This window comes from Arthrobacter rhombi (assembly GCF_900163545.1).
Lineage (GTDB): Bacteria > Actinomycetota > Actinomycetes > Actinomycetales > Micrococcaceae > Arthrobacter_H > Arthrobacter_H rhombi_A.
In genome coordinates, this window is sequence record NZ_FUHW01000051.1 from 1 (window position 1) to 15,145 (window position 15,145).

General features: G+C 64.4%; 15 protein-coding genes and 1 pseudogene. 14 read left to right on the forward strand and 2 right to left on the reverse strand.

Features of this window, described 5'->3' with window-relative positions; translation table 11 throughout:
* A pseudogene (locus FM101_RS14380) lies at window positions 1–795 on the reverse strand (transposase); the annotation flags it as partial.
* Window positions 796–827: 32 nt separating this feature from the next.
* Between FM101_RS14380 and FM101_RS14385 the strand changes: the two are divergent.
* Together FM101_RS14385 and FM101_RS14390 are read left to right on the forward strand one after the other, a co-directional pair.
* A complete protein-coding gene (locus FM101_RS14385; RefSeq protein WP_087000878.1) occupies window positions 828–1,433 on the forward strand; it encodes a DinB family protein in 606 nt (201 codons plus the stop codon).
* A gap of 68 nt (window positions 1,434–1,501) precedes the next feature.
* Window positions 1,502–1,897, forward strand: coding sequence for a VOC family protein (locus tag FM101_RS14390; protein ID WP_087000880.1), 396 nt, complete (start codon window positions 1,502–1,504; stop codon window positions 1,895–1,897).
* Window positions 1,898–1,983: 86 nt separating this feature from the next.
* On the opposite strand, the gene FM101_RS14395 is transcribed toward FM101_RS14390, so the two are convergent.
* Entirely contained in the window at window positions 1,984–2,919 is a 936-nt protein-coding gene (locus FM101_RS14395) for a phosphotransferase family protein (protein WP_179204345.1), read from the reverse strand.
* Between the two features lie 211 nt (window positions 2,920–3,130).
* On the opposite strand from FM101_RS14395, the gene FM101_RS14400 reads away from it, so the two are divergent.
* From FM101_RS14400 to FM101_RS14455, 12 genes are all read left to right on the forward strand, one after another.
* Window positions 3,131–3,598 (forward strand): MarR family winged helix-turn-helix transcriptional regulator, encoded by a 468-nt coding sequence (locus FM101_RS14400; RefSeq protein ID WP_087000884.1) that lies wholly within the window; start codon window positions 3,131–3,133, stop codon window positions 3,596–3,598.
* A complete protein-coding gene (locus FM101_RS14405) occupies window positions 3,595–4,017 on the forward strand; it encodes an organic hydroperoxide resistance protein (RefSeq protein WP_087000886.1) in 423 nt (140 codons plus the stop codon). Before FM101_RS14400 ends, FM101_RS14405 begins: the two co-directional genes overlap by 4 nt.
* A gap of 19 nt (window positions 4,018–4,036) precedes the next feature.
* Window positions 4,037–4,576 (forward strand): hypothetical protein, encoded by a 540-nt coding sequence (locus tag FM101_RS14410; protein ID WP_143269302.1) that lies wholly within the window; start codon window positions 4,037–4,039, stop codon window positions 4,574–4,576.
* A gap of 51 nt (window positions 4,577–4,627) precedes the next feature.
* Window positions 4,628–5,857 (forward strand): 1-deoxy-D-xylulose-5-phosphate reductoisomerase, encoded by a 1,230-nt coding sequence (gene dxr / locus FM101_RS14415; RefSeq protein WP_087000890.1) that lies wholly within the window; start codon window positions 4,628–4,630, stop codon window positions 5,855–5,857.
* On the forward strand, window positions 5,854–7,221 hold the full coding sequence (locus FM101_RS14420) for a M50 family metallopeptidase (protein ID WP_087000892.1): 1,368 nt from the start codon (window positions 5,854–5,856) through the stop codon (window positions 7,219–7,221). The genes dxr and FM101_RS14420 overlap by 4 nt, the downstream gene beginning before the upstream one ends.
* Window positions 7,214–8,770 (forward strand): hypothetical protein, encoded by a 1,557-nt coding sequence (locus FM101_RS14425; RefSeq protein WP_087000894.1) that lies wholly within the window; start codon window positions 7,214–7,216, stop codon window positions 8,768–8,770. Before FM101_RS14420 ends, FM101_RS14425 begins: the two co-directional genes overlap by 8 nt.
* A gap of 41 nt (window positions 8,771–8,811) precedes the next feature.
* Entirely contained in the window at window positions 8,812–9,102 is a 291-nt protein-coding gene (locus FM101_RS14430; protein WP_087000896.1) for a YciI family protein, read from the forward strand.
* Window positions 9,103–9,182: 80 nt separating this feature from the next.
* Window positions 9,183–10,343, forward strand: a complete 1,161-nt coding sequence (gene ispG, locus FM101_RS14435; RefSeq protein ID WP_087000904.1) for a flavodoxin-dependent (E)-4-hydroxy-3-methylbut-2-enyl-diphosphate synthase — start codon at window positions 9,183–9,185, stop codon at window positions 10,341–10,343.
* A 100-nt stretch (window positions 10,344–10,443) separates the two neighbouring features.
* Entirely contained in the window at window positions 10,444–11,355 is a 912-nt protein-coding gene (locus FM101_RS14440; RefSeq protein ID WP_087000898.1) for a GNAT family N-acetyltransferase, read from the forward strand.
* Between the two features lie 105 nt (window positions 11,356–11,460).
* Window positions 11,461–12,285, forward strand: coding sequence for a hypothetical protein (locus FM101_RS14445; protein ID WP_087000900.1), 825 nt, complete (start codon window positions 11,461–11,463; stop codon window positions 12,283–12,285).
* 121 nt (window positions 12,286–12,406) lie between these two features.
* Window positions 12,407–14,206, forward strand: coding sequence for a proline--tRNA ligase (locus FM101_RS14450; RefSeq protein ID WP_087000902.1), 1,800 nt, complete (start codon window positions 12,407–12,409; stop codon window positions 14,204–14,206).
* 29 nt (window positions 14,207–14,235) lie between these two features.
* A complete protein-coding gene (locus tag FM101_RS14455; RefSeq protein ID WP_179204346.1) occupies window positions 14,236–15,042 on the forward strand; it encodes a TSUP family transporter in 807 nt (268 codons plus the stop codon).
* Window positions 15,043–15,145: the final 103 nt, after the last annotated feature.

Sequence of the window (15,145 nt, forward strand, 5' to 3'; positions counted from 1 at the left end):
GAGCGGCGACCACATCCGTGGCGGTAAACGACCGACGCGGAATGATCGCCAGGGCCGTGCGGCTGTACTCATCGATAACGTTAAAGAACCTAATATGCCGGCCGCAGGAGGTCGTATCGGATTGGAAGTCGAAGCTGACCACATGCATCGGATACTCGGCACTGAGCCTCTTCTGCTCCCCGGCACCGGGACCGCTACGGCGTTTCTTGCGGACCTTGGGCTCGCAGGTGAGTCCCTCCAGGCGCCAGAGCCGGCGGACGCGCTTCTTATTCAGCGCTATCCCGTCCCACTGCGGCTGCTGGAGCAGATGCCAGCGTGCTTTACGCCAACCCCAGGCCGGATACTTCACCGCGACCGCTCGTAGATCAGCGCGCAGCTGGGCCTCTTCGAAGCTGACCGCTGGGCGGCCTTTGCGCAGCGCTGAGCGATTCTGGCCCAGGACGCGACACGCGAATCTTTCGGAAGCCCCGAACTTCTCCTGCGCCATGCGTACAGCACGGCGGCGTGGTTCAGGGCTTAGAATTTTCCCCGCGCCACCTCGCTCAGAATGTCGATGGCTAGTTCCTTCTCCGCCACCAGCTTCTTGAGCCTGGCGTTCTCCTTTTCGAGGTTTTTCACCGCCTTGGTCTGGCCGGCGTTCTTCTCGGATCCGTACTGCTGAAGCCACCGGTACCACGTCGCTTCAGTGATCTGTAGTTCCTTGATGACCTCGATCATCGGCCGTCCGTCGTTGAGTAGCTTCTGGCCCTGCCGTACTTTCGCGATGACCTGATCAGGGGTATGTCTACGTGCCATATCTATGAATTTCCTCCTGCATCCATTATCGGATGCGAAACTCACATAGTCACCGGGCTTCTACCAAGGGACCCAACCAACAGCTTCGTGAATATCTGAACGATGCCCGCGAAGCAATCTTGTGGAAATGTGAGGGCTTGAGTGATGCCCAAGCACGTACTCCCTTGACTCCAACAGGCACCCATGTCATGGGCCTACTGCTCCATCTGGCCGTCACCGAATCCGAATATTTCATTGAATGTCTTGGACGGGAAATTGAGGACCCCGTTATCCGGGGCATCGTCGAAGCCGAGGACGCTCAGGCAGACTTCCTCCCGCCGCCGAATATGACGCTTGTCGATGCGGTTGAGATCTATCGGGAGACAACCGCCGCAGCCGATGCAGTACTCGACCAATTGGAACTGGATTCCCCGGCCGTGGTGCCGTGGTGGATAAAGCATCGGCACGCCACGGTGGAACGCCTCCTAGTGCATATGATCGCCGAATCTCACCATCATGCCGGACACTTGGATATCGTGTGCGAGCAGTTGGACGGTTTCATCGGTTTGCGCCCATCCGCGCCGAACATTCCAGACCTCACGCCCGATCAGTGGAAAGAGCAACGTCTCCGGATGAAAGAGCTAGCCGACAGGGCATAGCCAAAGCATCAAACGTCCCGTAGAGGATTCCGCTTGCGGCGTCACTCCACTCAACCTACGGTTATGAAATGCTTGTTGTTGGGTCCATTGTCATTCGTGTGAGCGACCTGCAAAAACAGATTCAATTTTGGTCTGATGCTCTCAATTACGCTGTGCGTGAGCCGATTGATGATGACTTCGCACTATTATTCGCCACCGATGGAACTGGTCCGAATGTCTCCCTCGACGCGCACCGCTCTGAGCGGATATTGCCACCTCGCATGCATCTGGACTTGTACGCGGAGGACCAGGCGGCCGAAGTTCGCCGACTTACTGTTCTCGGTGCCACCAAGGTGGATTGGGGTCGACGCCCCGACGATGCAGATTACGTCATCATGCAAGACCCCGAGGGAAACCGGTTCTGCGTCATTGAGGCGGCCGAGTGGTCGGGCTGGAGAAGTTGGCGGACAACAGCCACTAGCTGAGAGCCGCCGGTCATCTCACTCCGGGACGCCCGTTTGGGTTCCACTTGCGGAAAATCCGGATGCGCCGTTGACCGTAAACAGACCGACTAATGGACCCTGTTCAGGGCATCGCGGATTGCGGCGGCAACCCGCTCAGGCATCCCGGCTAGGTCGAGCGGAGCCCGACCTGCCACTTGGTGCGGGACGAAGTGCTGCCACCCGAGGTCGAAACAGAGCAACGCCCGCAAGTCGGCCCGCCGATCCACCCTTACGCCCGCAGCACGCTCATACATCGTCAAATAGGCACCAGCCGTCTCGGCGTCAAACAATACGGCCAGATTAAGCCTGCAGTGGCCGACGTCGCTGCCCCGGTTGCCGGTCGCCGCGTCGGGCCAGTCCACAACGCCGGTGAGTCGGCCGTCATCCCACAACACATTGAAGTGCTGGTAGTCGCCGTGCGCAAAGACCGTTTCGTCACCCAGCGGTCCCGACGCAGCCTCCCGGGCCGCATCGCGCAGGCCACGGTCAGACAACCAGTCCAGTGGGCGGTGGCGCCCGCCGTACCGGTCCGGCACGGGCACAGGCTCGCCGTCACCGTTCCCGGCGTCCGCGTAGGTTCGTGGCCGGTCGGGTACGGCGTGGATCGCCGCCTGAGTGGTCGCGAGTTGGCCCAGCCAGGAACGCATGTCTGCCGGAGCCAGGTCCGGCTGCCCGGTCAAGGCGGACGTGAGCGTGCACGGAACCCCGGTCTCGACGCCGTCCGCGTCCATTGCGAGGAGTTGAGGTGCAGGCACCCCGTGACCCCGTATCGCCGTCAGCGCGGACGCTTCGCGTGTTACCTGGGCCTCAGCCTCGTCATCGAACTGCCAGCGGCGCAGCACCACATCCCGGGCTCCACTCGGAGCCTCGACGGTGATTCGGTCCATGTCTGCGGTGACTCCGCCCTGCAAGCGCGCGACGGCGGTCACCCGGGCATGCGCATGCACATGGCGCCGAACCCACTCCAGGATCTCTGGCGCCGGAGGCTCGTATTGGCGGGGCATCATGTCAGTCTGGCATGGCGTGCTGGCTTTGTCTCCCGACGCTTCATCCCATGAGAAGTACTAGGGCGAGTCAACAGGAGCTAACGATTCATCAGCTTGGCCGGCATTCCGAGCAATCGGCTTCGGAAAACGACAGCCGAGCTCAGCGGAACGCCAATGGATGGCAAGTTGGTGAGTTGTCCACAACTAAATTGTGCACTATCCTTAATTTGTGCAGACCAACCCGCTGGCTCTCGACGAGCAATTATGCTTCCCGCTCTATTCGAGTGAGAAGACCGTTGTGGCTGCCTATCGCCTGTTGTTGGCGCCGTTGGGCCTGACCTATCCGCAATATCTGGTCATGCTCGCCCTGTGGGAGGAGGACGGCCAGCCGGTCTCCGCGCTGGGACGGCGGCTCGGTCTCGACTCGGGGACCCTGTCACCGCTGCTGAAGCGGCTGGAAGGCTCCGGCAGCATCCAACGACGTCGTGGCACTGCCGATGAGCGCGTGGTCACAATCCAGTTGACCTCCGAGGGCGCGGCCCTGCGCGAGGACGCCGTCGGGATTCCGTCGCGCCTGTTCGCCCAGCTGGGCCTTGAAGCAGTGGAAGCAGCCGAACTACGTCGGTTGCTGGCAAAGATCTGTTCCACCGGGCAGGCAACGCCCACCCGCACCGACAACCCCAAGGATCCATCATGAAGACTCTCTACACCGCCGAAGCACTTGCCACCGGTGGCGGCCGCGACGGGCATGTCACCTCCATCGATAACCGGGTCGACCTCGATCTGGCCATCCCGCAATCCATGGGCGGTTCAGGTGCCGGGGCCAACCCCGAACAACTCTTCGCCGCGGGCTACGCCGCGTGCTTCCATAGCGCGCTGCAGATGGTGGCCCGTGAACGCCAGATCGACGTCGATGGGTCCAGCGTCGGCGCCCAGGTCCACCTCGGTGGGCTCGAGTCCGGAGGGTTCGGTCTGGCAGTGACCCTGGAAGTCACCCTGCCCGATGTGGAGGCGACCGTGGCCAGCGAGCTGGCCGAGGCGGCCCACCAGGTGTGCCCCTACTCCAATGCCACCCGGGGCAACATCGAGGTTGAGCTGCGCGTCTCCGACGACTGATCACTGGCACACTGTCCCCATGGAGGAGATGGAGCCGGATACCAGCTACACCACGATTGAAGGGGTGCCCTATGTGCGCCTCTTCGTCGACCATGGGGAGAGCCCGGTCTGGACCTGGGAGCCCGTGGCCTACGAGGAATTGGCGCTGCCGGCCGCACTCGAAGCCAGGATGCGGGTCTGGGAAACCGAGTTCACCGAGCAGGACATCGACACCACCTCCACCGGGGTCCTGTCCCGACGCCACCGGGCCGAAGGGATCCTCATCGCCGGGCAGCTGGCCGGAGAACTCGGCTCACCTTTGGCCGTGCACTACGCGCCGGCCTCACCCGAGGAATCCGGGGGCTCGGATGCCTTGGGCCATTATCGGCCCTCGCTGGCGGACCCCGAAGTCTTTCACGTAGACACCTTCCCACTGCGCCCGGTGATCACCCGTCGCCTCATCTGGATGCTCCAACACCCCTTCGAACTGCCCGAGGAGACGGCGGGCTCCAGCGGGCTGGACGCCGACTGGAGTGATCTGGAGGACATCGACGATCAGGACGACGAGGACCAGTACTAGCCCGGTCCCTGGGATGTTCGCCGCAGACCTCGAGTGCGCGATACTGGAGGCATGGAGTTTCGCGAGCCGCCACATATCAACCCCACCCTGAATGAACCCCGGCGCATCGTGCTGCTCGGTTCCACGGGTTCCATCGGCACGCAGGCCATCGACGTCGCCGATGCAGCCCCCGAACGCTTCCGAATCGTCGCGCTCGCCGGCGGCTCCAACATCGAACTGCTCGCCCGACAGGCAGTGCACACCCGGGCTGAGGTCGTCGCGCTCGCCGACGGAGACGTCGATGAACTGCGGGCACGGATCCACGAGCATGCCGAACTCGCAGGACATAGTGCCTACCATCCCGAATTGCTCGCTGGTCCCACGGCGGCGGCCCGGGTCGCCGGGTATCCGGAAGCCGACGTCGTGCTGAACGGGGTGACCGGTTCGATCGGTTTGGCCCCCACCTTGGCGGCCCTGAAGGCCGGACACCTGCTGGCCTTGGCCAATAAGGAGTCGCTGATCGCCGGTGGCGCCCTGGTGAAGCAGGCTGCGGCGCCGGGGCAACTCGTCCCGGTCGATTCCGAGCATTCGGCGATCGCCCAGGCTCTGCGCGCCGGCACTCCCGAGGAGGTTGCCCGGCTGATTGTCACTGCCTCGGGTGGCCCGTTCCGCGGTATGACCCGCCAGCAGTTGATGGACGTTACCCCCGCGCAGGCGCTGGCCCACCCCACCTGGGAGATGGGCAAGGTGGTGAGTACCAATTCTGCGACCATGGTCAATAAAGCGTTGGAAGTCATTGAAGCCCACCTGCTGTTCGACCTACCGCTTCAGAAGATCGAAGCCGTCGTTCATCCGCAGTCGATGGTGCATTCCATGGTCGAATTCATTGACGGGTCCACGATCGCCCAGGCCTCGCCGCCGGATATGCGTCTGCCGATCGCCCTGGGCATGGGATGGCCGGCTCGGGTACCCGGCTCCGCTGCGCCCTGTGATTTCACCACCGCCTCCAGCTGGAGCTTCGAACCACTGGATGAGGAAGCCTTCCCGGCGATCCGGCTGGCCAAGCAGGCGGCGAATACCTCGGCCACGCATATGGCCGTCTACAACGCGGCCAATGAAGAAGCCGTCGAGGCCTTCCACGCGGGACGCATCCGCTTCCCTGACATCGTGGATTGTGTCGCCGATGTGGTGGGGCAGTACGATGCCGGGGCGCTGGTCGGGGATGAACTCAGCGTCCAATCGGTGCTGGTGGCCGAAGCGTGGGCACGAAAGTGTGCCCAGGAACGTTGGGGACAGTTGTGACAGTCATCCTCTTTATCGCCGGCGTCCTGATCGTCGCCATCGGCGTCGCCGTGTCCATTGCCCTGCACGAAGTCGGCCACCTGGTCCCGGCCAAACTCTTCGGTGTGCGCGTCCCGCAATACATGATCGGCTTCGGCAAGACGATCTTCTCTCGCCGACGGGGGGAAACCGAATACGGGGTCAAGGCGATCCCGCTGGGTGGCTACATCTCGATGATCGGGATGTTCCCTCCTGCCGAGGCGACAGCGGTGGAGGGCAAGGTCAAAGCCGCCAGCACGGGAATGTTCACCCAGCTGGCCAACGAGACCCGTCAGGCGGCCGCGGAGCAGCTGCGCCCCGGCGACGAGAACCGGATGTTCTATAAACTCCCGGTCTACAAACGGGTCATCATCATGCTCGGTGGGCCGTTCATGAACCTGGTGATTGCCTTCGTGCTCTTCGCCGTGCTGATCAGCGGTTTCGGCTCCATCCAGCACACCACCAACATCTCCGAGGTCTACCAGTGCGTGGTCAGCCAGGCAGACCAGAAGGCCCGCGGCGGCGACGACGCTGCCGCCAACTGCCAGCCAGGAGATCCTGCGGCACCTGCCTACGAAGCCGGCCTGCGCCCGGGGGACCGGATCACCTCCTTCGACGGCCACCAGGTCAAGGAGTGGCAGTGGGACGATCTCTCCGAACTCATCCGAGCCGACGCAGGAAAAACCGTGCCGATCACCTACCTGCGCGACGGCTCGGAACACCAGACCACCATCACTCCGCGGTTATCGCAGCAACCCGCCTTGGACATCAACGGACGGGTCAAGACCGACGCCAACGGCAAGACCGAACTGGTCAACGTCGGCTTCGTGGGTATGGGCTCCGAAAACGTGCAGATGACCTTGCCATTGACCGAAGTGCCACCTGCGGTGGGACAGAATGTGCGGGCCGTCGCCGGGATCGTCGTGGACCTACCGGCACGACTGGTCGCCGTCGGTCAGGCGGCGTTCTCCTCGGCGCCACGGGACCCGAACGGACCGATGTCGGTCGTGGGGGTTGGTCGGATCGCCGGCGAGGTCAGTGCCATGGACGAGATCCCGATCAAGGATCGCATCGCCACACTCTTCGGCCTGGTCGCCAGCTTGAACGTCGCCCTGTTCGTCTTCAACCTCATTCCGCTGCTGCCCCTGGACGGCGGCCACGTCGTCGGCGCCCTGTGGGAGGGCCTGCGTCGTTTCGCCGCCCGGATCTTCAAACGTCGTGATCCGGGCCCGGTGGACATCGCCAAACTGATGCCACTGACCTATGTGGTGGGTGTGCTGCTGCTGGGCATGGGTGCGCTGTTGATCTATGCGGATATCGTGAAACCGGTGAATATCTTTGGTTGATCGTCGCAATCACCGCGGCACCGTCCTGCGCGGGGGAGCCGTCGTCGCCTCGGCACTGGCCCTGGGACTGGTCATGGCCGGATGTTCAGCAGTTGCTCCGGGGGACGACGACGGACATACGCCAGGGGCTTCAGGGCAAGATCCCGACCGGGTCGTCTTGGCCGAGGCGACGCCGGGTATCAGCCACCTCGGCGGCAGTACCGAGGAGCTGGGGTTGAAAGCCAGCCGGGCGTTCTTCGAGAGGACCCCTGCCGTCGTCGTCCTCGGAAAGGACGCCACGGACTCCTCCAAGCGGGCTGCCGGGCGGGCCAGCGAACTCGGTATCCCGTTGCTCATGGAACCCGAGGGCGCTTCGGAACAGAAGGACTTCGACGAGGAATTGGAACGTCTGGGGGCAGAGACCCTCATTGCCTACGGAACCTTGTCCGAAGCGGCGATCGGGGACCGGGACGTCGTGGCCGGGGAGGACCCCGAGGGGCAGCTGCCCACCATTGAAGCTCCCGAGAAATCTGACAACCCAGGATTCGCCGTCGTCGTCCGGGCGGGGAAGAAAGCAGATCAGGCAGCAGGACCCGCCCTGGCCACTGCCGAAGCCGCAGGAGCTGACCGGGCGAGGATGGCCTCGCCGGATCCGCGCGCTGAAAAGAACCGGAAATTCTTCGGCGACCATGCCGACGCGCAGCTCTACACGATCGGCCAGGGATTCGGGAAGAGCGCCGAATTCTCTGCCTTGGCCAAAACGGCGGCCGGGGGCCAGGAACTTCCCGGCGGGGGACAAGTCGTGTTCCCGGCACGGCGGATGATCGCGCTCTACGGCTCGCCGGGGACCTCCTCCCTGGGGGCGCTGGGCGAACAGGACCTGGATGGGGCCATCAAACGGGCGAAGAAGCTGGCCACGGAATACCAGCCCCATAGCAAGGAAAAGGTCCAACCGGCCTTCGAGATCATCGCCACGGTCGCCTCCGCCGCGCCCGGGACGGACGGGAACTATTCCAGCTACACCCCCGTGGACCAACTTGAACCCTGGGTCAAGGCTGCGCAGCAGGCAGGGGTCTACGTGGTGTTGGACCTCCAACCGGGCCGCAACGACTTTTTGACCCAGGCCAAGCACTACGAAAAGCTGCTGTCCTACCCGAACGTGGGCCTCGCCTACGACCCGGAATGGAGGCTCAAACCCGGGCAGCAGCATATGAAACAAATAGGTTCCGTCGACGCGGCTGAACTGAACCGGACGAACGACTGGCTGGCCGCACTAACGCGCAGGAAACAGCTGCCGCAGAAGGTGGTCATTCTTCACCAGTTCCGGCGGAGCATGATCGAAAATCGCTCCACCTTGGACACCACACATCCCGAACTGGCGATGGTCCTGCATGCCGATGGAAATGGCACCCCCGGGATGAAGATGGCCACCTGGGACAACCTGCGTCGCGGACTGCCCGATGGCATCAGGATGGCGTGGAAGAACTTCATCGACGAGGACTCTCCGACCTTCACTCCCGAGCAAACCTTTCAGATCAAGCCCAAGCCGTGGTTCGTCTCCTACCAGTAGCCCGTCCGCGGAGCTCCCGCGGGGAACGTACACTGGTGCCCATGAGCATTTTTGCCGTTGAATACGTTTATGCGCCCGATTCCGAAGCCGCCCGGGACGAACACCGCCCTGCGCACCGCGCCTTCCTGGCTGGACTGACCGACGGATTCACCCTCGTAGCCTCCGGACCCTACGTTGATGGTTCCGGGGCCCTGCTCCTGATCAAGGCTCCCTCCGAGGAAGCCCTCGCCGCGAAGCTCGGTGAAGACCCGTTCAACGCCAACTCCTTGGTCGCGGCCCTGCGCCTGACCGAATGGAGCCCCGTCACCGGTGAGCTCTCTCACCACGTCTGATTCCGCCTAGGGCCCCATTTTCCTCCGCGAAGGAGGATAATGGGCCGTGGATGAACACCCCTGAAAACCCGGAGGATAATTTGACCTCGGTCAGCCTTGGAATGCCAGCAGCCCCACCACCGGTTCTGGCCCCACGACGGAAAACCCGCCAGATCAAGGTCGGGGCCGTCGGTGTTGGATCGGAATCCCCGATCAGCGTGCAGTCGATGACCACCACGCCGACCACCGATATCAACGCCACGTTGCAGCAGATCGCCGAACTCACGGCCTCCGGCTGCGATATCGTGCGGGTGGCCTGCCCCTCGCCCGACGATGCCGAGGCGCTGCCGATCATCGCCAAGAAGTCGCAGATCCCCGTCATCGCGGATATCCACTTCCAGCCGAAGTACGTCTACGCGGCCATTGAAGCCGGCTGCGCCGCAGTCCGCGTGAACCCCGGGAACATCCGGAAGTTTGACGACCAGGTCAAGGAGATCGCCCAGGCCGCCAAGGACCACGGCACCTCGATCCGCATCGGCGTCAATGCCGGCTCCCTGCACCCCAGCCTGATGAAAAAATATGGCAAGGCCACCCCCGAGGCGCTCGTTGAATCAGCCGTCTGGGAGGCTTCGCTGTTCGAGGAACACGACTTCCACGACTTCAAGATCTCCGTCAAGCACAACGACCCGGTCGTCATGGTCCGTGCCTATGAGCTGCTGGCCGAACAGGGCGACTGGCCACTGCACTTGGGCGTCACCGAAGCCGGCCCTGCCTTCCAAGGGACCATCAAATCGGCGACGGCCTTCGGTGCGTTGCTCTCCCAAGGCATCGGCGACACCATCCGTGTTTCCCTCTCCGCACCGCCGGTCGAGGAGATCAAGGTCGGTGACCAGATCCTGCAGTCGCTGAACCTGCGCCCCCGCAAGCTCGAAATCGTTTCCTGCCCCTCCTGTGGCCGCGCCCAGGTCGACGTCTATAAGCTGGCCGACGAGGTCACCGCAGGGCTGGAAGGCATGGAGTTCCCGCTGCGTGTGGCCGTCATGGGTTGCGTCGTCAACGGACCCGGCGAAGCCCGCGAAGCCGATCTCGGTGTCGCCTCCGGCAACGGCAAGGGCCAGATCTTCGTCAAGGGCGAGGTCATCAAGACCGTACCCGAGGACCAGATCGTGGAAACCCTCATCGAAGAGGCCGGACGCATCGTCGAGGCGATGGAAGCCGCCGGTGAAGCCGCCGGTGGAGTCCCGAGCGTTTCGGTCTCCTAAGGCGGGGTAGCCAGGTGCCAGGTCATGTGGTTCCGCCGCAGCCCGGAGTCTGCAAGACTTTGGGCTAGGCGCCACCGCGGGCGACGGGAAGGGAGGAACGATGTCAAGGATCCTTTCCCGTGCCCTCCCGTGGTTTCCACCAGCGAAACTTCCCTACCGGGGCGGCGAATCCCTGGGGGACACCGTCAGGGTCCTGACCGATGAGGACACGGCTGCCCTGCGCGGCCTGGTGGCCCAGGACCCGGTGGCGAATATTTTCATGGACGCCCAACTTGAGGCCACCGGCTCCGCGGCACCGACCCCCACCGGGTCCCTGGTGTTGGGTCGCTACGACTCGGGGGAACTGCGCTCAGCACTCTGGGTCGGTGCGAATCTGGTCCCCATCCAAGCCGGCCCCGGTGATGCCTTGGCCTTCGCCACGGCGGTGCTGGGCATGGACCGTCAGGTCTCCTCCATCTTTGGGCCGGCCACTGCCGTGCTGCCGCTGTGGGACTCGATGCGTCCGGAGTCCTCCCAACGGGCCTTCGATGTGCGCGCCTCCCAGCCATTGATGGTGTTGGACCGGCAGCCGAGTATTCTTCCGTCGACCTCCGTCCGGCGTTCGACGATGACCGATTTCGATGCCGTCCTGCCGGCCTGCGCCGCCATGTTCGAGGAGGAGCTGGGCTACTCGCCGTTGGGCGCCGGGGGACCGTTCTACCGTTCCAGGGTCCGCTCGCTGATCCGGCAGGGGCACTCCTTCGTGGACCGCCCCGCGGATGGAGGCATCCGTTTCAAGGCCGAACTCGGGACCGTTTCGCCGCGGGCCACCCAGATCCAGGGCGTCTGGGTCGCCCCTGAACATCGTGGTGAAGGCCTTTCGGGCCCGTCCATGGCAGCGGTGGCCGGTTCGGCCCTGGCCTTGGCTCCGGTCACGAGCCTGTACGTGAACAACTACAATCTCGCCGCGGTGGCCACCTACCGTCGGGCAGGATTCGAACAGGTCGGCGAATTCGCCACGGTTCTGTTCTGAATTCCCAGCGCTTCGCTCCTGCCTCCCAGCCCGCACGTTCGCTAGGGTAGGGGCAGAACATCCGGTGCCAACGGTGCCGGTTCCAGCCTGCGAAACGGGGGACCCATGGACGGGGCATCGTCTGCGTCGACGCGCGGAAAGACCGCCGCGGTGCTGCTGGCCCTGCCGTTGGTCCTCAGCGCCTGCACCGGAGGCGACCCGGGTGATACCCCCGCACCCAGCGGCAGTGGGCCTGTGGCCTCCAGCCCGGCCCCGTCGTCGTCCTCCGCCGCTCCGTCCCCGAGCCCGACCGGCGATCCGGAAGCCAGCAGTGCTCCGCCCCCGCTGACCGGCCCGCTGCCGTCCTTCACCGCCGAGGATTTGGCTGATGCGGCCCGCGAAATGGCCGAAAACCATCCCGGCGCCCGAGCCCGGACCTCCCAGGAGATTGCCGGGCAGACCGAAACCGGGCAGGCCCTGCTCGATGACATGGACATCACCCCCGCCAAATGTGCGCCCTTCATGGACAACCAGGAAGCCACGTTGCCTGCCGGCGCCCTGATCGCCTCGGTGACCATTCCCGGGGATACGGTCAATCGCGAAAGCTACGTGTCGCTGGCTTCCTACCCTGATCGTGCCGCCGCCGCCGCAGCCGTCTCCCGCACTGCCGACCTGATCAGCCGATGCGGGAGCTTCGACCTGAGCCTAGGCGACACCGCGGGGACCGCGGCGGTGGACCGGGAGAAGACGACGACGCGGGCAGAAACCACGGTGGGCTACCGGATGGACGTCTCGGCCGGGGAGCAGGGGGTGGCCAGTTACACCGTTTCCGGCAGCGACGGGGCCGTCGTGGTCTCGGCAACCACCCGGGATGAACACGAAAAAGACATCGTTCCCGGGGACGTCGCCGACCAGCTCGACGAGGCGCTGGAAGCACTGCGAACACAATAACCGGGGCCCTGGGCCCGGGGCTGTTCGGCCCTGCGACGGGCAGCGGGTAAATTGGAAGCGTCCCGATACGGACATCAACCCACACGACCAGCGGCCCAGCCCGCGGAAACGGACAGCAAGCGTGGTCCTGCGACTTTCCACCATGTTCCTGCGCACCTTGCGCGAAGACCCGGTTGACGCCGAGGTTGCCAGCCATAAGCTGCTGGTGCGCGCCGGCTACATCCGCCGTGCCGCCCCGGGCATCTACAGCTGGCTGCCCTTGGGCCTGCGCGTCCTGGCGAAGGTCGAGGCGATCGTCCGTGAGGAAATGAACGCCATCGGTGGCCAGGAAGTCCACTTCCCGGCACTGCTGCCGCGCGAACCCTACGAGGCCACCGGCCGATGGACCGAATATGGTGATGCCCTGTTCCGGCTCCAGGACCGCAAGGGCGCCGACTATTTGCTGGCGCCGACCCACGAGGAGATGTTCACCCTCCTGGTGAAGGACCTCTACAACTCCTATAAGGATTTGCCGGTCTACCTCTACCAAATCCAGAATAAGTACCGCGACGAAGCCCGCCCCCGCGCCGGCCTGCTGCGTGGACGCGAATTCATCATGAAGGACTCCTACTCCTTCGATATCGACGACGCCGGCCTGGATACCGCCTACGCCAAGCACCGTGAGGCCTACCTGAAGATCTTCGCCCGACTGGGCTTGGAGATCCTGCCGGTCAAGGCCACGGCCGGGGCCATGGGCGGTTCCAAATCCGAGGAGTTCCTCCACCCGACCCCCGTCGGTGAAGACACCTTCGTGCGCTCCGCAGGAGGCTATGCCGCCAACGTGGAGGCCGTGACCACCGTGGTGCCGGCAGATATCGACTATTCCGCGCTGCCGGCCTGGGAAGTCAAGGACACCCCCGATACCCCGACCATCGACACGCTCGTGGCCGTCGCCAACGAGGTAGCCCCCCGGGATGGCGGCGAATGGACCGCAGCCGACACGCTCAAGAACGTCGTCATCGCCGCGAAGCTGCCCACGGGGGAGCGCCGGCTGGTGGCCATCGGCCTGCCGGGCGACCGTGCGGTGGACCTCAAACGCGTGGAAGCCAATATCGCCGGCCACCTGGATATCGGCGGCGAAGTGGAGATCGAGGCAGCCACCGAGGAGGACCTGAAGAAGAACCCTGCCCTGGTCAAGGGCTACATGGGCCCGGGCAACGGGCTGGATCATGCGGTGCTGGGCACCGAGGCGACCAGTGGGGTCCTGTATCTGGTTGACCCGCGTGTGGTTTCGGGCACCTCCTGGATCACCGGGGCCAACGAGTACGGTCGCCACGTCTTCGGCCTGGTCGCCGGCCGGGACTTCGGCTGGGACGGCACCATCGAATGCGTGGAGGTCCGCGAAGGCGATCCCGCGCCCGACGGCTCCGGCCCGCTGCAGACCGCCCGCGGCATCGAAATGGGCCATATTTTCCAGTTGGGCCGCAAATACGCCGAATCACTCGAGCTGAAGGTCCTGGACCAGAACGGCAAGCTCGTCACGGTCACCATGGGCTCCTATGGTGTCGGTGTCACCCGCGCCGTTGCCGCCCTGGCCGAAACCAACCATGACGATCGAGGGCTGATGTGGCCCCGTAACGTCGCCCCCGCCGATGTGCACCTCATGGTGACCGGCAAGGGTGCCGAACTCTTCGCCGAGGCCGAGCGCATCGCCGCGGCCCTCGACGCCCAGGGCATCGAGGTCATTTTCGATGACCGACCGAAGGTTTCGGCCGGCGTGAAGTTCGGTGATGCCGAACTCGTCGGCGTCCCCACCATCGCCGTCGTGGGCCGCGGCCTGGCCGAAGGCCTCGTGGAGGTCAAGGACCGGGCCTCCGGAACCGCCGAGAACATCCCGGTGGCCGATGTGGTCCAGCACCTCATCGACACTGTTCGCGGCTAGGCGGACACCCGGTGGACTGGGCGTCGTTGCTGGAGGGCTCCGGACTGGCGGACCTCCAGACGAGCACCTTGTTGCTGGTGCTCGTCGCGGGCCTGGCCGCCGGGTGGATCGATGCCGTCGTCGGTGGCGGGGGACTGCTCCAATTACCGGCACTGCTGCTGGTCCCCGGCATCACGCCCGTCCAGGCGCTGGCGACCAATAAACTCGGCTCGGTCTTCGGAACCACCACGAGTGCCATCACCTACTACCGCCGGGCCCACCCCGATCTGAAGACGGCGTTACCGATGGCGGGTATCGCCCTGATCGGCAGTTTCGGTGGGGCGATCGTGGCGACGTTGTTGCCCGCCTCGGTCTTCAAACCGATCATCGTTGCCGCGTTGATCGCCGTGGCGATCTTCACCGCCGTCAAACCCACGGTCGGCGAGCTGACGAGCCTGCGCCATACCGGCAGCCGTCACTATGCGGTGGCCGGGGTGATCGGCTTGGTCATTGGGTTCTACGACGGACTCATCGGTCCGGGCACCGGGTCGTTCCTGATCATCGCCATGGTCATCTTCCTCGGCTACAACTTCCTGGCCTCCAGCGCCAAGGCCAAGATCGTGAATATGGCGACCAACGTGGGCGCGCTGGCCTTCTTCCTGCCCACAGGCCACCTCCTCTGGGGGCTGGGACTCGTGCTCGGGCTGGCCAATATGGTGGGCGGCTACGTGGGCGCACGCATGGCCGTGAGCAAGGGCAGCAAATTCATCCGCATTGTCTTCCTCGTGGTCGTGACGGTGTTGATCCTGCGTTTGGGGTACGACGTCGTCCAGGAGAACATCCTGCATCAGCAGTAGTTCCGCGGGGGTCGGGTTGTTGTCCACGGGCCCCTCACAGGGCTGGTATTTCGGGGAATCCGTGGGGTGCCTTCGATAGAATCGAAGACATGTTCGAATCAAT